16 protein-coding genes are annotated in these 19,984 nt (G+C 69.9%); 12 read left to right on the top strand and 4 right to left on the bottom strand.

Translation table 11 applies throughout. The annotated features are described in order from the left end of the window. Window positions 1-210: 210 nt before the first annotated feature. Both xylB and xylA read right to left on the bottom strand, forming a co-directional pair. A complete protein-coding gene (gene xylB / locus ACT3T5_RS15275) occupies window positions 211-1,608 on the bottom strand; it encodes a xylulokinase (RefSeq protein WP_444594806.1) in 1,398 nt (465 codons plus the stop codon). Window positions 1,609-2,220: 612 nt separating this feature from the next. Beyond that, window positions 2,221-3,414: a xylose isomerase gene (gene xylA / locus ACT3T5_RS15270; protein ID WP_444577347.1), complete on the bottom strand. Its 1,194-nt coding sequence runs from the start codon at window positions 3,412-3,414 to the stop codon at window positions 2,221-2,223. 201 nt (window positions 3,415-3,615) lie between these two features. Here xylA and ACT3T5_RS15265 point away from each other — a divergent pair, with 201 nt between their 5' ends. The 7 genes from ACT3T5_RS15265 (at window position 3,616) to ACT3T5_RS15235 (ending at window position 11,572) form a co-directional block, all read left to right on the top strand. Continuing rightward, the gene (locus tag ACT3T5_RS15265) at window positions 3,616-4,791 is read left to right on the top strand and encodes an ROK family transcriptional regulator (RefSeq protein ID WP_444594805.1); all 1,176 of its coding nucleotides are present in this window, start codon (window positions 3,616-3,618) and stop codon (window positions 4,789-4,791) included. A 182-nt stretch (window positions 4,792-4,973) separates the two neighbouring features. Continuing rightward, window positions 4,974-6,302 (top strand): extracellular solute-binding protein, encoded by a 1,329-nt coding sequence (locus ACT3T5_RS15260; protein WP_444594804.1) that lies wholly within the window; start codon window positions 4,974-4,976, stop codon window positions 6,300-6,302. A 119-nt stretch (window positions 6,303-6,421) separates the two neighbouring features. Further along, window positions 6,422-7,285, top strand: coding sequence for a carbohydrate ABC transporter permease (locus ACT3T5_RS15255; RefSeq protein ID WP_444594803.1), 864 nt, complete (start codon window positions 6,422-6,424; stop codon window positions 7,283-7,285). A gap of 1 nt (window position 7,286) precedes the next feature. After that, on the top strand, window positions 7,287-8,099 hold the full coding sequence (locus ACT3T5_RS15250) for a carbohydrate ABC transporter permease (protein WP_444594802.1): 813 nt from the start codon (window positions 7,287-7,289) through the stop codon (window positions 8,097-8,099). 325 nt (window positions 8,100-8,424) lie between these two features. Then, window positions 8,425-9,636 carry a Gfo/Idh/MocA family protein gene (locus ACT3T5_RS15245; RefSeq protein ID WP_444594826.1) on the top strand — a complete coding sequence of 404 codons (1,212 nt, stop codon included), beginning with the start codon at window positions 8,425-8,427 and terminating at the stop codon, window positions 9,634-9,636. Then, window positions 9,633-10,475, top strand: a complete 843-nt coding sequence (locus ACT3T5_RS15240; protein ID WP_444594801.1) for a ThuA domain-containing protein — start codon at window positions 9,633-9,635, stop codon at window positions 10,473-10,475. Before ACT3T5_RS15245 ends, ACT3T5_RS15240 begins: the two co-directional genes overlap by 4 nt. Before the next feature lie 17 nt (window positions 10,476-10,492). Next, window positions 10,493-11,572: a Gfo/Idh/MocA family protein gene (locus tag ACT3T5_RS15235; protein ID WP_443336719.1), complete on the top strand. Its 1,080-nt coding sequence runs from the start codon at window positions 10,493-10,495 to the stop codon at window positions 11,570-11,572. 55 nt (window positions 11,573-11,627) lie between these two features. Here ACT3T5_RS15235 and ACT3T5_RS15230 read toward each other — a convergent pair whose 3' ends face one another. Continuing rightward, entirely contained in the window at window positions 11,628-13,199 is a 1,572-nt protein-coding gene (locus ACT3T5_RS15230; protein WP_444577355.1) for an aspartate:alanine exchanger family transporter, read from the bottom strand. Window positions 13,200-13,425: 226 nt separating this feature from the next. After that, on the bottom strand, window positions 13,426-14,091 hold the full coding sequence (locus ACT3T5_RS15225) for a maleylpyruvate isomerase N-terminal domain-containing protein (protein WP_444594800.1): 666 nt from the start codon (window positions 14,089-14,091) through the stop codon (window positions 13,426-13,428). Window positions 14,092-14,190: 99 nt separating this feature from the next. Between ACT3T5_RS15225 and ACT3T5_RS15220 the strand changes: the two genes are divergently transcribed. The 5 genes from ACT3T5_RS15220 (at window position 14,191) to ACT3T5_RS15200 (ending at window position 19,886) form a co-directional block, all read left to right on the top strand. Next, complete coding sequence (locus ACT3T5_RS15220) at window positions 14,191-15,372, top strand: Gfo/Idh/MocA family protein (protein ID WP_444594799.1); 1,182 nt, start codon at window positions 14,191-14,193, stop codon at window positions 15,370-15,372. Window positions 15,373-15,428: 56 nt separating this feature from the next. Beyond that, a complete protein-coding gene (locus ACT3T5_RS15215) occupies window positions 15,429-16,517 on the top strand; it encodes a Gfo/Idh/MocA family protein (RefSeq protein ID WP_444577359.1) in 1,089 nt (362 codons plus the stop codon). Between the two features lie 240 nt (window positions 16,518-16,757). Beyond that, window positions 16,758-18,074, top strand: a complete 1,317-nt coding sequence (locus ACT3T5_RS15210; protein WP_443404179.1) for an extracellular solute-binding protein — start codon at window positions 16,758-16,760, stop codon at window positions 18,072-18,074. A 143-nt stretch (window positions 18,075-18,217) separates the two neighbouring features. After that, window positions 18,218-19,063, top strand: a complete 846-nt coding sequence (locus tag ACT3T5_RS15205; protein ID WP_444577532.1) for a carbohydrate ABC transporter permease — start codon at window positions 18,218-18,220, stop codon at window positions 19,061-19,063. Between the two features lies 1 nt (window position 19,064). Continuing rightward, window positions 19,065-19,886 carry a carbohydrate ABC transporter permease gene (locus ACT3T5_RS15200; RefSeq protein WP_193118681.1) on the top strand — a complete coding sequence of 274 codons (822 nt, stop codon included), beginning with the start codon at window positions 19,065-19,067 and terminating at the stop codon, window positions 19,884-19,886. Window positions 19,887-19,984: the final 98 nt, after the last annotated feature.

Raw genomic sequence — 19,984 nt, 5'->3', positions numbered from 1 at the left:
GCACTTTTTGAAAGCTTTCTGTTCACTTTCGGTTCTGCTCAGGCTAGAGCAGGCACCTGGGGGTGGTCAATGCCCGGTCACAGAGTGATGTCGCGACCGAACGACGAAGCACCCCACCTGAAAGTTTCAGATGGGGTGCTTCGTCGGGCCGCCGGCCACAGGGCCGTCGTGCCGCCGGCGTACCAGGGTGCGGTCGGCGCCGGTCCGGGATCAGCCCTTGGCGGCCCAGTCCGCGGTGCGGTCCTTGAGCTCGCGGTAGGCACCGAGCACCTCCGGGGTGGGCTCCGCCTCGACGGTACGGCTGCCGGTGAGCTCCCAGGTCGGCGGCTCCTGCTCGCCGGAGAGAGCCCAGGCGGCCTGACGCGCGGCGCCGAGGGCGACGTATTCCGCGGCCGGGGCGATGGTCACCGCGCGCCCGAAGATGGCCGGAGCGATCTGCTGCACGGCCTGGCTGCGGGCCGCGCCACCGATCAGGGTGATTCCGGCGGCTGCGGTGCCGGTGATGTCCTCGAGGGCGGAGATGCCGTCGGCCAGCGAGCACAGCAGGCCCTCAACGTAGGCGCGGGCGATGTCCTCCCGGGTGGTGGACGTGCTCATGCCGGTGAGGGTCGCACGCGCCTCGGGACGGTTCGGGGTGCGCTCGCCGTCGAAGTAGGGCAGCAGCGTCACGCCGTGCGCGCCGGGCGCGCTGGCCAGGGCGAGTTCGGCCATCTCCTCATGGCTCACGCCGAGCAGGGCGCGGCCGGCCTCGAGGATGCGGGCGGCATTGATCGTGGTGGCCATCGGCAGGAAGCGACCGGTGGCGTCCGCGAAGCCCGTGACCGAGCCGGTGGCGTCGTTCGGACGAGTAGGGCTGACCATCGCGCACACGCCGGAGGTGCCGATCGAGACGGAGACGTCGCCCTCGCTCTGCGAGAGCCCCAGGGCCGCCCCCATGTTGTCTCCGGTGCCGGCGGCGATGGCGGCGCCCCCGGGCGTGCGTGCCATGATCTCCTGCGGCGACCCGGGCAGGCGCGGCAGGTCGAGTGAACGGCCCAGGGCCAGCTCGACCAGCTCGGGCTTCCACTCCTCGGTGCGGGTGGAGTAGTACGCGGTGCCGGAGGCGTCGCCGCGGTCGGTGAAGGCCTCTCCCCCGCCGGCCAGGTGACGGGAGACGTAGTCGTGGGGCAGCAGCACGCTCGCCGCACGCTGCGCGTTCTCGCTCTCGTTGTCCCGCACCCAGCGCAGCTTCGAGGCGGTGAAGGAGGCGACCATCAGGCTGCCGATCTCCTCGACGGACGCCTCGGCGCCACCCATCTCCTCGATCAGGGCCTCGGCCTGCGGAGCGGACCGGGTGTCGTTCCACAGGAGCGCGTCACGCACCACCTCGCCCTGAGCATCGAGCAGCACCATGCCGTGCTGCTGGCCGCCCACGGACACGGCGTCGGCCCGCTCGAGCAGGGGGCCGGCGGCCTCGTCGACCGCGTCGAGCCAGGCGCGCGGGTCCACCTCGGTGCCGTCAGGATGCGCGGCGCGGCGCTCCTCGAGCACCACCCCGGTCTCCGCGTCGACGAGAAGGGCCTTCGTGGCCTGGGTGGAGGAGTCGATTCCGAGAACCGTGGGTGCCATCGGGGGTCCTTTGCGTCGTGGGCGTCGGGAGCGGGTGGGCCGCGAATGCGGGTGGCGTCATGAGTGCCGAATGGTCGTCTGCGTCGTGGTCATGCGAGAGGTCGCGGCGCTGGGCCGTCCGACGGCGGACGGAAAGCTCGAGAGGCGCGCTACGACTGCCCCACCAGGCTATGACACCCGCCGCGCGTCACTCGAGGAACGGCGGGAACGGAGGGAACTGCGGGATCCAGGCGCCGGACGAACAGGCTGCCCGCGCATCGACGGGCGGCAGGCGTGCAGGCAGGCCTCCATACAGGGAGCGTGCACATATAGCGCCACCGGATGCGAGGGCCGAGCCGCGCAGGCCGTGCCCGAGCCCACCCGGGAGAACGGGCCACCTTCACCTCGACTGGCGGTATGTGTGCAGGCAGGCCCGCATACGGGAAGCATGCACACATACCGACACCGGATGCGACGGCCACGCCACGTGGCCCGGGCGGAACAGCAGAGCGAGGCGGGGCCGCACGGGCCCGGGCGGAACAGCGGAACGGGGCCGCACGGGCCCGGGCGGAACAGCAGAGCGGGGCGGGGCCGGCCGGGCTGACTCGCCCGAACGGCCCCGCCCCCACCGGATCAGGCGCGGAAGCCGAGCAGGTGCTGCATGGCCAGCTGCTGCAGGCGCACGAAGCCGAAGTTGCGCTCGCCGGCCTTGTCCGCGTCGAACTCCTCGAAGGTGGAGCGATCCGCGAGCAGGTCCGCGAGGGACTCGCCCTCGGCGAGGGTCGGCTGCGCGAGCTCGTCGATGCCGGAGTACGACAGCGCCTCCTGGACCTCCGAGTCCTGACGGAACGCGAGGGCGCGCTCCTTGAGCATCAGGTACATCTCCATGTTGGCCGCGGCCGAGTCGTACTGGCCCGTCTCGTGCTCGGTGCGCGAGGGCTTGAAGTCGAAGTGACGGGCACCCTCGTAGGCGCCGGGCTTGGACGGGAAGCCGTTCTCGAGCAGGTCCACGGTGAAGAAGGCGCTGATCAGGTCGCCGTGACCGAACACGAGGTCCTGGTCGTACATCGGGCCGTGCTGGCCGTTGAGGTCGATGTGGAAGAGCTTCTCGCTCCACAGCGCCTGGGCGAGGCCGTGGGTGTAGTTCAGGGTCGCCATCTGCTCGTGGCCGGTCTCGGGGTTGATGCCCACGATGTCGCCGTGCTCGAGCTGCTCGATGAAGGCCAGCGCGTGGCCCACGGTGGGCAGGAAGATGTTGCCGCGGGGCTCGTTCGGCTTCGGCTCGAGGCCGATGCGCATGTCGTAGCCCTTGTCCTTGATGTAGCCGGCCACGGTGTCCAGGCCCTCGCGGTAGCGCTCGAGCGCGGCGAAGAGATCCTTCGACCCGTCGTACTCAGCGCCCTCACGGCCGCCCCACATGACGAAGGTGCTCGCACCGAGCTCGGCGGCGAGGTCCACGTTGGCCAGGACCTTGCGCAGGCCGAAGCGGCGCACGTCGCGGTCGTTGGAGGTGAACGCGCCGTCCTTGAACACCGGGTGGGCGAAGGTGTCGGTGGTGACCATCTCGATGACCAGGCCGGTCTCGTCGGTGACGGACTTCAGCTGGTCGATGATCGTCTGGCGCTCCGCGGGGGTCGCGTCGAAGGGGATCACGTCGTTGTCGTGGAAGGTGAAGCCCCAGGCGCCGAGCTCGGAGAGCTTGCGGATGTGGGCGCTCAGCTCGAGCGGCGGGCGGGTGGCGGCGCCGAACTGGTCCTGGGCCTGCCAGCCGGTGGTCCACAGGCCGAAGGAGAACTTGTCGTCGCGGGTGGGGGTGGGTGCAGTCATGGTCGAACTCCTCTGTACGGACAGCAGTCTGGGATCCCTCACGGCGCGAGGTGTCGCACTACGATGCCCTGAGCCGATCCAGCAGTTCTGCGGAACGGGCATCCTCGAGCCGCTTAGTATGTTTGAGTTACTAACATACGACGATTCGTCGCCGGATCACAAGACGGCGCCGCGGGTTCGTACGACGGAAGGGCCTCCCCCATGCAATCGACGCACCTCCGAGAGCACAACCTCTCGCTCGTCATGCGCGCCGTCGTGAACGCGGCCGACCCCGTCTCCCGCGCCACGCTCGCCCGCTCCACCCAGCTCACCAAGCCCACCGTCTCCAAGCTCATCGAAGAGCTGATCACGGCAGGTCTCGTGGAGGAGCATGCCCCGGTCTCCCAGGGCAGCGGCCGGCCGATGGTGCCCCTGCAGCCGGCCCAGCACACGGTGCTCGGCATCGGGCTCGAGATCGCCGCCGAGCACATCTCCTGCCTCGGCATCGATCTGGCCGGCGGAGAGCTCAGCTCCCACACCGAATACCTCGAGGTCACGGCGAGCAACGTCCCGGAGGCCGTCCAGGCCTGCGCGCGACTGCTCGAACAGGTCCGGGCCGAGGCGGGCCCGGCGACACTGGTCGGGGTCTGCGTCGCCGTGCCCGGGCGCATCTCGCCCGATGGGGAGAGCGTGCTCTCCGCCCCCAACCTGGACTGGGACGACGTCCCCCTCATGCGCGAGCTCCAGACCATCCCCGCCCTCGAGGGCGTGCCGGTCCTGGTGCAGAACGACATCCGGCTGTCGGTCCTCACCGAGATCGCCCGTCGGCCCGACGAATCGTTCATGTACGTGCGCGGCAGCACCGGCGTGGGCGGGGCGATCGTGCTGGAGGGCAAGGTGCTCGAGGGCGTCCACGGCTGGGCCGGGGAGTTCGGGCACACCGTGGTCGAGCCGGGCGGCGCACTCTGCCGCTGCGGCCGCCGCGGCTGCCTCGAGGCGTACGTGTCCTACCACGCGCTGCGCGAGCGCGCCGGGCTGCGACGGGACGTGCTCATCGACGAGCTGGTCGAGGAGCTATCCCGCAGCACCGACCGGGCAGAGGTGATCGGCACGATCGGCCGCTCCCTGGGCCTGGCCGTCGCGAACGCGCTGAACATCCTGGATCTCTCCACCGTGGTGCTCTCGGGCTACCTGGGCCCGATCGCCGAGGAGATCGCCCCGTTCATCCGCGAGACCGTGGACCTCCACGCCCTGGCCGCCGAGGTCGACGAGATCGTCATCGAACGCTCGGACGACCTCGCCGCGCCCGCGCTGTGGGGCGCGGCGCGAGCGGCGATCTCCCCGCTCCTGGATCACCCCGGCGACTGGATCGCCCGGTCGACGAACCTGGCCGGCTGACCTCCCCCGGCCGGCGGTCCCGGTCGGCCCGTCGACCCTCCTCCCGCCGACACGGATATCGATTGCGTATCCCGTCTTGACCGCACGCCCCCCGGTTTGTAAGTTAGCGACACTTACCCCGGTGAGTCCCGTCACACCCACTGGCCGCTGCACCCCGTCACCGTCGACATCAGGAGTAGGTCATGAAGAACATCCAGCTTTCTCGCCGGTCCGCCTTGGGCGCCGCCGCAGGGCTCTCCGCACTCAGCCTCGCCGCCTGCGGGACCTCGGGCCCCGGGGGCTCCGGGGGCGGTGGTGGCGGCGACTCCGCCGGCTACTGGGCCCTCAGCGGCCAGCCGAACGAGGGCATCACCGAGGACACCGTCACCGCGTTCAACAAGCTCGACAAGGGCACGATCGAGCTGACGTTCTTCCAGAACGACGCGTACAAGCAGAAGATCCGCACCGCGATCGGTGCCGGTGAGGCGCCCACCGTCATCACCGGCTGGGGCGGCGGCGGCCTGCGCACCTACGCGGAGGAGAAGCAGGTCGACGACCTCACCGACTGGCTCGGCGAAAACGCCGAGGTCAAGGACCGATTCATCGAGTCCGTCTGGGCCGCCGCCACGGCCGACGAGAAGATCTACGCAATGCCCACCGGCGCCGCCCAGCCGATCATCCTGTTCCACAACAAGACCGTACTCGAGAAGATCGGCGCCACCGCCCCCGAGAGCTGGGAGGACCTCCTCGGCACCATCGAGAAGGCGCATTCAGCCGGCGTCGCCGCCATCTCGCTGGCTGGCCAGTCGCGGTGGACCTCGATGATGTGGCTCGAGTACCTCCTGGACCGCGTCGGCGGGCCCGAGGTGTTCGCGAAGATCGCCGCCGGGGAGCCGGACTCCTGGCTCGATGACGCCGTGGTCGAGATGGGGAAGAAGGTCGAGGAGCTGCTGGAGGCGAAGGCCTTCGTGGAGGGCTTCGAGTCCATGGCCGCCGATTCCAACACCGACCAGGCGCTCATGTGGTCCGACAAGGCCGCGCTGATGCTCCACGGCGGTTGGACCTACGGCGGCATGAAGTCCGGGGGCGGCTCGTTCGTCCAGGACGGCCGTCTCGGCTACGGGCCCTTCCCCACGATCGAGGGCGGCAAGGGCGAGCTCACGAACCTCGTGGGCAACCCCGCCGGCTACGTCTCGCTGTCCTCCACGGCGACCGACGAGCAGAAGACGGTCGCGAAGGCCTTCTTCGCCGAGGGGCTCATGACCGACGCCGTCTCGGAGGCGCTCATCGAATCCGGCTCGGTCCCCGTCGTGAAGGGCCAGGACGAGGCCCTCGCCGCGAGCGACGACGCCGACTACCTGCAGTGGGTCTACACCTCGATGCAGGACGCCCCCTCCTTCACCCAGTCCTGGGACCAGGCGCTGCAGCCCACCGCGGCCGAGGAGCTCCTGGTCAACACCGAGCAGCTGTTCCTCGGGAAGCTCTCTCCCGAGCAATTCGCCGAGAACATGAACGCCACCCTGGAGGCCTGAGCATGGTGTCCTCCGCCGATCCGACGGCGGTCACGTCGATGCCCGGGCGCCGCCGCGCGCCCGGGCAGGGCGCCGCCGAGAGTCCGTCGACGGCCCGGCGAACGCGGCGGGAGCGACTGATGACCTCCCACGTGCTCTTCGCCCTCCCCGCCCTGCTCTTCTTCCTGGTCTTCGCGGTGCTGCCGCTGCTCGGCGTGGTGGTGCTGTCCTTCACGTCATGGAACGGCATCGGCGCGATCGAGTTCACGGGGCTCGTCAGCTGGAAGGACGCGCTGACGCGCGAGACCACCTGGCACGGTCTGCTGCTGGTGCTCTTCATGATCGCGGCCACCTGGCTGCTGCAGACCCCGCTGAGCATCCTGCTGGGCACCTTCCTCGCCGGGCAGCAGAAGTACCGCAACGTCCTCGCGGTGATGTACTTCCTGCCGATGCTGCTCTCCTCCGCGGCCATCGCGATCACCTTCAAGTCGCTGCTGGACCCGAACTTCGGCATCCCCAGCGGGCTGAACCTGGGCTTCCTCAAGCAGAACTGGCTCGGGGACTCCACGCTCGTGTGGATCGTGCTGCTGGCGATCATCGCGTGGCAGTTCATCCCCTTCCACACGCTGATCTACCAGGGAGCCGTGCGGCAGATCCCGCAGACGATGTACGAGGCGGCACAGATCGACGGGGCCGGGCGGGTGCGGCAGTTCTTCTCGATCACCCTGCCCCAGCTCAAGTACACGCTGATCACCAGCTCGACGCTGATGGTGGTGGGCGCCCTGACCTACTTCGACATCATCTTCGTGCTCACCCAGGGCGGGCCCGGCAAGTCCACCCGGATCCTGCCGCTGGACATGTACCTCACCGGATTCCGCGGCAACGAGATGGGCGTCGCGAGCAGCCTGGCCGTGATCCTCGTGGTCATCGGACTGGGCCTGGCGCTCGCGGTGCAGCGGCTCGGCGGCAAGGATGCCTCCGCCAGCCAGATGGAAGGAGCGTGAGATGAGAAGGAACTGGATCGGAGGCACTTTCGGCTGGCTCTGGCTGGTCATCGCCATCCTGCCTCTCTACTTCGTCGTGATCACGAGCCTGAAGTCGATCAACACCTACTTCGGATCGAACCCGGTGATGCCCTCGCCGAAGCTCGCGGTCGAGAACTTCACCGCGGTGCTCGAAGCGGACTTCACGATGTACCTGCTCAACAGCGTGCTCGTGGCGCTCGGGACGGTGATCCCCCTGGTCGGGATGGCCTTCATGGCGTCGTTCTCGATCGTGCGCAGCGGCCATCGCTTCTTCGGCCCCGTGCGGAGCCTGTTCCTGCTGGGCCTGGCTATCCCGGTGCAGGCCACGATCGGCCCGATCTACCTGTTGATCATCCGGATGCACATGTACGACTCCCTCGTCGCGCTCATGCTGCCGGGCATCGCCTTCGGCCTGCCGCTGAGCGTCCTGATCATCTCCAACGCGCTGCGGGACGTGCCGCGCGAGCTGTTCGAGGCGATGGACATCGACGGCTGCACCGAGTGGCAGAAGATGTGGCGCCTCGCGCTGCCCATCTGCCAGCCGGCGATCGTCACGGTGGCCGTCTACCAGGCGCTCATGTCATGGAACGGCTTCCTGTTCCCGCTGATCCTCACCCAGAGCCCGGACAAGCGCACGCTGCCCCTGGCGCTGTGGAGCTTCCAGGGCGAGTACGCCACGAACGTCCCGGTGGTCATGGCCGCCGTGATCCTCTCGTCCATCCCGATCATCCTGCTCTACGCCTTCGGTCGCCGGTACCTGGTCAGCGGCATGACGGCCGGCTCCAGCAAATGACCTGACTCCCGCCGACGACGGGCCCGGTCCCGGCCGCGCCATGGCGCGAGCCGCTCTTGACCCGCCGCCGTTCCCTTTATAAGTTAAAGACCCTTACCAGGGCCGGTCCGCCTCGCCCCGAGGCCTCTCCGAGTCACCGTCGACACCGTCGACACCGAGCGCAGACCACCACCACGACCCTGCGCCACCTGCTCGTCGGCCGCCAGGAGTGTCCGGAGCACCCGTTCCGGACGGCCCCGGTCCCGCCCCACCATCCGCTCTTCGAGGAGTCGTGACACCAGCAGTGACCGCCCCATCCCCTTCCCCCCGACCGCTGCGCGTCGGCATGGTCGGCTACGGCTTCATGGGTGCCGCCCATTCCCACGCCTGGCGCACCGCCCACCGTTTCTTCGACCTCCCGCTGACCCCCGTGCTGCGCACCCTCGCCGGGCGCACCGAGAGCGCCCTGGTCGCGGCCGCCGAGCGCTACGGCTTCGAGCAGACCACCACCCGGTGGCAGGACCTCGTCGAGGATCCCGAGATCGACGTCATCGACATCTGCACCCCTGGTGACACACACTTCGAGATCGCGATGGCCGCCCTCGCCGCCGGCAAGCACGTGCTGTGCGAGAAGCCGCTCGCCAACTCGGTCGAGGAATCGGCGGAGATGGCCGCCGCAGCGACCGAGGCGAGCAGCCGCGGCATCCGCAGCATCTGCGGCTTCTCCTACCGCCGCACCCCGGCGCTGGCCTACGCGCGCCAGCTCGTCGCCGAGGGCGCCGTGGGCGAGATCCGCCAGGTGCGGGCCCAGTACCTGCAGGACTGGCTCTCCGACGCCGACGCCCCGATGACCTGGCGCCTGGACAAGGACAAGGCCGGCTCCGGCGCGCTCGGCGACATCGGTGCCCACATCATCGACCTCGCCCAGTGGATCTCCGGGCAGGACATCAGCGCGGTCTCCGGCATCCTCGAGACCGTCGTCCCCACTCGCCCCGCCGCCGGGGACATGCAGGGCCTCGGCGGCAAGGGCGACCTCTCCGGCGAGCGCCAGCAGGTCACCGTCGACGACGTCGCCCTGTTCACCGCCCGCTTCGACAGCGGGGTGCTCGGCTCCTTCGAGGCGACCCGCATGGCGCAGGGCCGCAAGAACGCCATGCGCGTGGAGATCAACGGCTCGACGGGATCGATCGCCTTCGACTTCGAGCGCATGAACGAGCTGGAGATCTACGACGCCACGGCCGACGCCGGCCGGCAGGGCTTCACCCGCGTGCTCACCACCGAGCCGGAGCATCCCTATGCCGCGGCCTGGTGGCCCACGGGCCACGGCCTGGGCTACGAGCACACCTTCACGCACGAGATCGCGGACCTGGTGCGGGCGATCGGCGAGGGCACCGACCCCTCCCCCTCCTTCGAGGAGGCGCTGCAGGTGCAGCGCGTCCTCGCCGCCGTCGAGGCCAGTTCGGCCGACGGCTCCCGCTGGCGGGGTGTCGACCCGTCGGCCCCCGACACCACCGCACAGACCTCACAGACCACCACGTCGCAGGAGCGCACCCGATGACAGACCCCCAGACGACCGCCTCGACCAGCACCTTCGTCGTCGCCCCGCCGAGCGACCGCACGGCCCTCGTGGTCCGCGGCGGCTGGGACGGGCACCAGCCGGTCGAGGCGACCGACCTGTTCATCCCCTTCCTCGAGGAGAACGGCTTCACGGTACGGATCGAGGACTCTCCCGCGGTCTATGCCGACGCCGAGTACATGGCCACGGTCGATCTCATCCTCCAGTGCAACACCATGAACACCATCGAGAAGGAGGAGTTCGAGGGGCTGCGCGCGGCCGTCGAGGCAGGCACCGGCCTGGCCGGCTGGCACGGCGGCATCGCCGACTCCTACCGCAACAATTCCGACTACCTCACCCTGATCGGCGGCCAGTTCGGCTGCCACCCGGGCAAGCACCCCGATGAGCGCACGGGCGAACAGGCCGACAACTACGTGCCCTACACGGTGACCATGCTGCCGGCCGCCGCCGAGCACCCCATCACCCAGGGCATCAGCGACTTCGACCTGGTCACGGAGCAGTACTGGGTGCTCAGCGACGACTACATCGACGTGCTCGCGACCACCACGCAGAAGGTGCGCGAGTGGGATGCGTGGAACCGTCCCATCACGTCGCCCGCGCTCTGGACGCGCCAGTGGGGCGAGGGCCGGATCTTCGTCTCCACCCCCGGCCACCGCGTCGAGGTGCTCGAGGATCCGAACGTCCGCACGGTGATCGAGCGCGGCCTGCTGTGGGCGGCGCGCGGCAGCGAGCAACCCTACGGCGAGCACCGCACCGGCGGACACGCCGCGACCGCACAGGGCGGCGAGCGCTCGGACGATGCGCACGGAGCCACCCGATGAGCGCGGCGGCAGCGCCGATGCGCATCGGCATGATCGGCTGCGGGGTCATCTCCCGGCAGTACCTGGCGAGCTTCGACGAGCTGCCGGACGTGCAGCTCGTCGCGGTCGCGGATCTCGATCCCGCCCGCGCCGAGGCCGCCGCCGAGGGGCGGGAGGGTGTGCGCGTGCTGAGCGTCGACGAGCTCCTCGCCGACCCCGAGGTGGACACGGTCCTGAACCTCACCATCCCCGCGGCGCACGCCGACGTGGACCTGCGGGCGATCGCCGGCGGGAAGAACGTCTACTCGGAGAAGCCGTTCGCGGTGACCACCGAGGAGGGCGCCGAGGTTCTCGCTGCGGCGCGCCAGGCCGGGGTGCTCACCGGGAGCGCGCCGGACACCGTGCTCGGCACCGGCACCCAGACCGCCCGGGTCGCGATCGACGCCGGCGAGATCGGCACCCCGATCGCGGCCGTGGCCACCATGGTCACGCCGGGCCACGAGCGCTGGCACCCTCAGCCGGACTTCTACTACGTGCCCGGCGGCGGCCCCCTGCTGGACATGGGTCCGTACTACATCCACTCCCTGGTCACCCTGCTGGGTCCGGTCGCCGAGGTGATCGGGGCGGGCAGCCGCCTGCGCACCGAGCGCACCATCGGCTCGGGCCCCCGCGAGGGCGAGATCATCCCCGTCACCACGGAAACGCACGTCACCGGCGTGCTGGTCCATGAGAGCGGCGCGCTCACCACGCTCATCATGAGCTTCGACGGCGTCGCGACCGCGGCCCATCCGATCGAGGTCCATGGCACCACCGGCTCGCTCGCCGTGCCGGATCCCAACCGCTTCGACGGCGACGTCGAGGTCAAGCGGCTGGGCGGCGAGGACTGGGAGACCCTGCCCGTGACCGGCGGCTACGAGGGCGTCGCGCGCGGCATCGGGTTGCAGGACATGGCCGTGCGCGGCGAGGCGCTGCGAGCCAGCGGCGAGCTCGGCCAGCACGTGCTCGAGGTGATGAACGCGGTGCTCGAATCGGCGCGCAGCGGCGCCCGCGTCGAGGTCGCCAGCACCGTGGCCCGTCCCGAGGCAGTCGAGCTGCAGGACGTCCGCGTCACCGCCTGAGCATCTGGTCCGTCAGCGGCACGGTCTATGTGCCAGGCCGTGCCGCTGCGACCGCTCAGAGGTTCCAGATGACCGGGACCAGCACGATCTTCACGACGATGGAGAAGGCGAAGAGCGTGGCGTAGGCGGTCTCGATGCGCTCGTCGGCCTTCTTGGAGTTCGCGGCATCCAGCACCGCGGGCTGTCCGAGGAACCCGGCGACGGCGCCGGCCGCGCGCGGGGCGGAGAGGTCCAGGATCCAGCGGGCGGCGACCAGCAGCACGACACAGCTCAGCACGGCGATGATCGCCGAGAGCGCGGCGGCCCGCCACGCGTCGGGCGAGGTGAGCACCGCGGCGACATCCGGCCCTGCGGTCAGGCCCAGGCCGGCGAGGAAGAGCAGCAGGCCCAGCTGGCGCAGCGTGATGTTGGCGCTGCCGGGCAGGGCCCACACCACGGGACCGGTGCGGCGCAGGGCGCCCAGCACCATGCCCACCAGGAGCGGCCCGGCGGCAGGCCCCAGGGAGAAGCTGCCGCCGCCGGGCATCGGCAGGGTGACCAGGCCCAGTGCGAAGCCGAGCACCAGCCCGAGGCCCAGGGAGAGCACGTCGAGCTCGCTGGCCTTGCGGTCGGAGTCTCCGAGCAGCGCATGGACGTCGTCGAGCTTGGAGCGGTCCACGACCACGGCGATGCGGTCCCCGGGCTCGAGCACCAGGTCGTCGCGGGCCAGCAGCTCGAGGTCGCCGCGCCGCACGCGGGTGACCACGGCCCCGAAGCGCACCGGCAGGTTCAGCTCGGCGATCGACCGCGAGGCCAGATCGGGGTTGGACACGGTGAGGCGGGTGAACTCCACGAGCGAGCGGTCATGGGCGACGTGGCGGTCGCTGCGCTCCCCGAGCACCTCGGTGACGGCATCGACCGCCTCGGGCATGCCCACGGCGACCACCTCGTCACCTGCCAGGAGGTCCTCCCCCGGCACGATCACGCGCACGCGGCCGTCGCGGCGCAGGTAGGAGAAGCGCACCTGCTGCTCGTGCCACTGCGGGACGTCGCGCAGGTTCACCGGATGCAGCACCCGCACGGTGGTGGAGTCCAGGCTGGTCCCGGCGAGCGCCGGGGTGTCCTTGCGGCCGGGCCAGCTGCGGGAGACCACGGTGGAAACCAGCACGATCCCCACGATCACGCCGATCGGATACCCGAAGGCGTAGCCGACCGACGGGGCCGACGTGCCGGTCACGCGACCGGCGGCATCCAGGGCCGGGGCGGCGGTGAGCGCACCGGTGAACAGGCCCAGCGAGAGGTCCTGCGCGAGGCCGAGCAGGCGGCTCAGCACGATCGTGGCGACGGCGGCGAGGACGGTGCTCGCTGTGGCGGCGGCCAGCAGCGGCAGCTGCTTGCTCAGAGAGCTGAAGAACGCGGCGCCGGCGGAGATCCCGACGGTGTACACGAACAGGGCCAGGCCCAGGGACTGCACGATGTCCATCCCGGCGCCGAGATGCGGGGCGGCCGCCGAGAGGGCGAGGCCGGTGAACAGGGCGCCGGCGGCGCCGAAGCGCACGCGGCCGAAGGGGATCGCTCCGAGCACGGCTCCCGAGGCGACGACCAGGAACAGCGTGAGGAGCGGGCTCCCCTCGAGGACGTCGATCACGGTGAACCTTTCCAGGGCCCGGCAGGGCGCACCGGGCCGGTGCGCGTGGAGCGCGGGCACCGCAGTGTGGAGTGGCCCTCCACGATAGTCGCGGCCCGCCCGCCCGGGAATCGGAGATGTCCGAGGTCACGACGAGAAGAGGTCACGGCAGGACGAGGCGACGACGAGACGACGGGACGACGGCACGGCAGAACGAGGCGACGACGGGACGGCCGACGGTGCGCGCTCAGCCGAACGACAGCGGCAGCATCTGGCCTCTCGCACCGAGCGCGTCCAGCTCGGCGCGCTCCTCGGCGGTGGCGGGCCGCCGTCCGGTCGCGACGCGGAGCGCGTCGGCGTCCTCCCAGCGCGCGGGCAGCCGGACCCGCAGGCGGCGCTCGACCATCTCGCGGGCCGCCGCCAGGCTCTCCGTGCTCGGGAGGCCGACGGACGGGAGATGCGCGGCCAGGTCCAGGTGGTGCAGCACCGCCTCCAGGACGTACGCCCCGAGGTAGTCCCGCACGGTGAGCGTCATCCCCTGGGTGGCGACCGGCAGCTCGGGATGGGCGAGCTGCGCGGCCCGGCCTGCGGCGGCGCCGAGGTCGTCGAGATGTGCGCGCAGCAGGGCAGGGTCCTCGTATGCCGCGGCGAGCCGTACGACGAGCGCATCTCCGGGGGCGGTGCCGTCCGGCGGGGTGGCCGAGGGCGTCCAGTAGCTGAGGGCGTCGTGCGTGGGGGCGGTGTCCGCCGGGGTGGAGAGGGTGATCAGCAGATCCTGCGCGTCGATCACCAGGTGGGAGACGAGGTCGCGCACCCGCCAGCCGCGACAGCCGGAGGGCTCGTCGAACGCCTCGTCCGGGAGGGCGGCGACCGCGGTGCACAGGGCCGACCAGGTCTGGGAGAAGATGTCCACGTCAGAACGGTAGCAAGCGCGTTCCCCAGAGCGCCCCGGTCCCTGGCAACATCCGGCACATGCCTGCCGCACGGGGCGTGGTGCAGGACACTTCACAGCATGCCCCCTGCTGGAAAGGCATCACCCATGCTCAATGTCGCTGTCATCGGTACTGGCTCCATCGCCGACGCCCACCTCCGCGCCTATCTCGACGCCGCCGATCAGGTGCGGGTCGTGGCCCTGGCCGATCTCACCGTCGAGAAGGCGGAGGAGGCCCGCGAGCGCTTCGGTCTCGTCGACGCCCGCACCTACGCCGACGTCGGCGAGCTGCTCGCGGCCGAGGATCTCGACCTCGTCTCCGTGACGACTCCCCCGTCGGCCCATCGACCCGTGACGGTGCAGGCGCTCGAGGCCGGCGTGCACGTGATCGTCGAGAAACCGATGGCGCCCTCGCTCGAGGACTGCGATGCGATGCTCGAGGCGCAGCGACGTAGCGGGAAGCTGCTCTCGGCCATCGCGCAGAACCGGTTCCGCACCGAGATGATGCGGCTGAAGGCGGTGCTCGACAGCGGGAAGATCGGCCCCGTCGCCCACACCCGGATCGCCTCGGAGTGGTGGCGCGGCACCTCCTACTACGACCTGTGGTGGCGGGGCACCTGGGCCTCCGAGGGCGGCGGCTGCACCCTGAACCACGCGATCCACCACATCGACCTCGCCCTGTGGCTGCTGGGGACCCCGCAGGCGGTGGTCGCGATGATGACCAACGCCGCCCACGCCAACGCCGAGGTCGAGGACCTCTCCGTCGCGATCCTGCAGTACGAGCGCGGCCTGGCGGAGCTGACCAGCTCGGTCGTGCACCACGGCCAGCGCCAGGAGATCGTGGTCCAGGGCGAGCGGGCGCGTGTCTCCCAGCCGTGGGAGGTGGTCGCCGAGACCGCCCAGCCCAACGGCTTCCCCACGCCGGACGGGAATCCCCCGCTCACCGATGAGCTCGAGGCTTTCGCGGCCTCGGTCCCGCCGCTCGAGCACACCGGGCACGCCGCCCAGCTGCGCGACGTGATCACCGCGATCGAGGCCGGCACGGAGCCGATGATCACCGGCGAGGACGGCCGACGGGCGGTCGAGCTGGTCACCGCGATCTACGCCTCCGCCATCGAGCGCCGCACCGTCGATCTGCCCCTCGCCCCGGAGGACCCCTACTACCGCTCAGGCACCCTCGTGGAGCGGGCCCCGCACTTCTTCGAGAAGAGCGCCTCGGTGGGTGCGCTGGACGGCGCCATCACCGTGGGCGGCTCCTCCTAACAGCGGCTCCCGACCCCGCCACCACTCTTCCTGACCACCCCGTTGAAAGGACCCCCATGGCTGTCTCCGAAGGAGCCAACTACGCCCCCGCTGCGATGCCGAAGCCTGTCGTCGAGCCCGGCGAGTTCGTCTTCGCCGTCATGCATCTCGACCACGGCCACATCGGAGGGATGACGCAGGGCCTGATCGGCGCCGGCGGCACCCCGAAGTGGGTCTACGACCCCCAGCCCGAACGGGCCGACGCCTTCGCCGAGCAGTTCCCCGGGGTGCAGATCGCCGGCAGCGAAGAGGAGATCTTCACTGATGACGAGGTGCTGCTGGTCGCCGCCGCGGCCGTGCCCGCGGACCGCGCCGCGCTGGGCATCCGCGTCATGGAGGCCGGCAAGGACTACTTCACCGACAAGACCCCGCTGACCACCCTGGACCAGCTGGCCGAGGCCAAGGCCGCCGTGGAGCGCACCGGCAAGAAGTACATGGTGTATTACTCCGAGCGCCTGCACGTCGAGGCCGCGGTGCTCGCCGGCCAGTACATCGACCGCGGGGCGATCGGTGAGGTCATCCAGGTCCAGGGCATGGGCCCGCACCGCATGGGCGACCCCTCCACCCGCCCGGACTGGTTCTTCGAGCGTGCTCGCTACGGCGGCATCCTCACCGATATCGGCTCGCACAACTTCGAGCAGATGCTCACCTTCACCGGTTCGGACGACGCCGAGATCCTCTCGAGCTCGATCGGCAACTTCGGCCACCCGGACCATCCGGAGCTCGACGACTACGGCGATGCCCACATCGCCCTGTCCTCCGGCGCCTCCGGCTTCGTGCGCGTGGACTGGTTCACCCCGGCCGGGCTGCGCACCTGGGGCGACGGCCGTACGTTCATCCTCGGCACCGAGGGCTACATGGAGCTGCGCAAGTACGTCGACGTCACCACCGACAACGGCGGCGGCCAGGTGATCCTGGTCGACGGCGAGGGCGAGCATCGCATCGATGCCACCGGCAAGGTGGGCTACCCGTTCTTCGGCGAGCTCATCCTCGACGTCCTGCACCGCACTGAGAACGCCATGACCCAGGACCACGCCTTCAAGGCCGTGGAGCTGGCGCTGAAGGCCCAGGAACAGGCCCGCGTGCTGCGGGCGCCCGGCGCTTGACCCCGCGCGGCCCCGCGCCGCACACAGCACCTGCCGACGGTCGTCGCCCCCTCCGGGACAGCGACCGTCGGCTTTTTCATGCCGTCAACATCTCGACGTGTTTTCATTCAGCTTTCGGTGTTCGATTGGTGCCTGGTACTGGCTTGACCTGACAGTGCGGCCGGGCATACCGTGACACTCTCGACAGAAGTTTCCGAAATCTTTTCGGCGTTGTCGCCGAACTTGCGAACTGGAGCAGCAATGAAGCCTGTCACCCGCCGTGCGACTCTCGCCGGCCTCGGGATCGCCGTACCCGCCCTGGTCACCCTCAGCGCGTGCAGCGGCGGCAAGAAGCCCGCCGGTGGCGGCGGCTCGCCATCGAGCCTGTCCGTCTGGGCCCTGACCGGCGCCAAGCAGGACACCTACCAGGGGTCCTTCGACGCCTGGGACAAGGCGAACCCCGACGACCCGTTCTCCGTGGAGTTCTTCGCGAACGACTCCTACAAGGAGAAGATCCGCACCTCGATCGGCTCCGGCAACGCGCCGACCCTGATCTTCAACTGGGCCGGAGGCACGCTCGAGGACTACGTCGCCAACGAGTCGGTCGTGGACCTCACCGGCAAGGTCGACGACATCCTCTCGCGCTCGATCGACTCGATCGCCAAGGTCGGCGAGGTCGACGGGAAGCAGTTCGGCGTCCCGAACAACGACACCCAGCCGGTGGTCCTGTACTACAGCACCGAGCTCTTCGACAAGCACGGCGTCACCCCTCCCACCACCTGGGCCGAGCTGATGACCGCCGTGGAGACCTTCGTCGCGGCGGACGTCATCCCGATCGCCCTGGCCGGCCAGAGCGTGTGGCCCGAGCTCATGTACATCCAGTACCTCACCGACCGCATCGGCGGCGAAGGGGTCTTCGAGAAGGTGCTCGCCGGCGAGGCCGACGCCTGGTCCGACCCCGCGATCACCTCCGCCCTGGAGTCGATCGTGCAGCTGGTGGACGCCGGCGCCTTCGGCTCGAGCTTCGGATCCGTCGCCGCGGACGCGGGCGCCGATGCGGCCCTGGTCCACACCGGCCAGGCCGCGATGCTCCTGCAGGGCAGCTGGGTCTACGGGACGTTCAAGCAGGACGCCCCCGACTTCGTCGCCGGCGACAAGCTCGGCTTCCTCAACTTCCCCGCGGCCGACGGCGGCACCGGCGACCCGGCCAACGTGGTCGGCAACCCCGCCAACTTCTGGTCCGTCTCCGCCGACGCGGACCCGGAGGTGCAGGAGCTCGCCATCAAGTACCTCAACGAGTTCAACCTCAACGAGGACATGGTGGACAGCTTCCTGGGCATGGGCGCGATCCCGGCTGTCAAGGATCTCGAGGACAAGCTCCCCGACCTCGACGACGGGAAGTTCCTGTCCTTCGCCTACGACATGGTGACCAACGCTCCGCACTTCCAGCTGTCGTGGGACCAGGCGCTGCCCGCGGCCCCGGCCCAGGAGCTGCTCACGAACCTCTCGCAGATCTTCCTCGGTGAGAAGAAGCCGGCCGACTTCGTGAGCGCGATGAACGCGACCCTGGACTCATGACCGCGGCGCAGTCCCCAGCACCACGGCCCGCCGCCTCGAAGCCCGCTGCACCGTCCGCTCCCGGAGAGGGCCGCGCGCCCTCCCCGGGGGCGTCCCCCCGTTCCTCCGCTCGGAAGAGCCTGCGCACCGCGCCGAGCAACTGGATGCTGGCGCCGGCCCTGGCGTTCTTCGGCGTCTTCGCCCTGCTGCCGCTCGCGGGCGTGGTCGTGCTGTCGTTCTTCGCATGGGACGGCCTGGGCACCCCGTCGTTCGCCGGCTTCGACGCCTGGTTCTCGGTCTTCCAGAACCCGGTCACCCTGAACGCGATGAAGCTGACCTTCCTGATGACGGCCCTGAGCTTCGTCGTGCAGTTCCCCCTGAGCCTGCTGCTGGGGGCCTTCATGGCCGGTCACCAGCGCTACCGCGAAGCGTTCTCGGTGCTCTATTTCCTGCCCCTGCTGTTCTCGGCAGCGGCGACCGGCATCGCCTTCAAGGCCCTGCTGGACCCGAACTTCGGCCTGTCCCGAGCGTTCAACGCCGACTTCCTGAAGCAGGACTGGCTGGGCTCGCCGAACCTGGCGTTCTACACGCTGATCATGGTCATCTCCTGGTCCTTCGTGCCCTTCCACTCCCTGCTCTACCAGGCCGGGGTGCGACAGATCCCGACGTCGATGTACGAGGCGGCCACGCTCGACGGCGCCGGGCGCACCCGGCAGTTCTTCACCGTGACCCTGCCCCAGCTGAAGTACACGATCGTCACCAGCTCCACGCTGATGCTGGTGGGTTCGCTGACCTACTTCGACCTGATCTTCATCCTCACCGGCGGCGGTCCCGGCAATGCGACGCGGGTGCTCCCGCTGGACATGTACCTGACCGGCTTCCGCTCGTACCAGATGGGACCCGCGAGCGTCATCGCCGTGATCCTCATCGTCGTGGGGCTGCTGCTCTCCCTCGGGCTGAACAAGGTCTCGGGCGCGGACAAGATGGAAAGCCAGATGGAGGGCGCCTGAGATGAGAACCCGTAATCCGAACGTCCTCGGCGGCGTCCTGGGCTTCGCCTGGCTCCTGGTCATCATGGTGCCGATCTACTACATCGTGATCACCAGCATCCGCCCGCGCGAGGACTACTTCAGCTCCAACCCGCTGTCGCTGCCCAGCGAGTTCACCCTCGAACCGTTCCGCTACGTGCTCGAGAACGACTTCCTGCGCTACTTCACCAACAGCGTCATCGTGACCGTGGTGACCGTCGTGGCGGTGGTCGTGTCCTCCCTGATGGCCAGCTATGTGATCGTGCGCAGCCGCACCCGGATGGCCCGCTTCAGCCAGCGCCTGTTCCTCATGGGCATCGCGATCCCGCTGCAGGCGACCATCATCCCGATCTACTACCTGATCGTGCAGCTGGGGCTCTACGACACCCTCTGGGCGCTGATCCTGCCCAGCGTCGCGTTCGCCATCCCGATCACCGTGCTGATCCTGACGAACTTCCTGCGCGATGTGCCCAAGGAGCTGTACGAGTCCATGACCGTCGACGGCGCCTCGGACATGCAGATGTTCCGCCGCCTGGTGCTGCCGCTCGCGAAGCCCGCGATCGTCACCGTCGGCATCTACGACGCCCTGCAGGTGTGGAACGGGTTCCTGTTCCCGCTGGTGCTCACGCAGAGCTCCGAGATGCGGGTGCTGCCGCTGTCGCTGTGGGCATACCAGGGCGAGTTCACCACGAACATCCCGGCCGTGCTCGCGGCCGTGATGCTCTCGGCGCTGCCGATCCTGGTGCTCTACATCGCCGGCCGACGCCAGCTGATCAGCGGGCTCACCGCCGGCTTCAGCAAGTAGGACTCGTGGCCGGCTCCCGTGGACGTGCGTCCGGGAGCCGGCCACGTCGTGCGGCGGGGGGGGCGGGGGCGGTGGGCGGGGGGCCCCCCCGGGTGCGG

Origin of the sequence: Brachybacterium sp. AOP3-A1-3, from assembly GCF_052378285.1 — a bacterium.
Taxonomy (GTDB): Bacteria; Actinomycetota; Actinomycetes; order Actinomycetales; family Dermabacteraceae; genus Brachybacterium.
The sequence above is the reverse complement of the archived record's forward strand: the minus strand, read 5'-3'. Positions and strand labels throughout refer to the sequence as shown.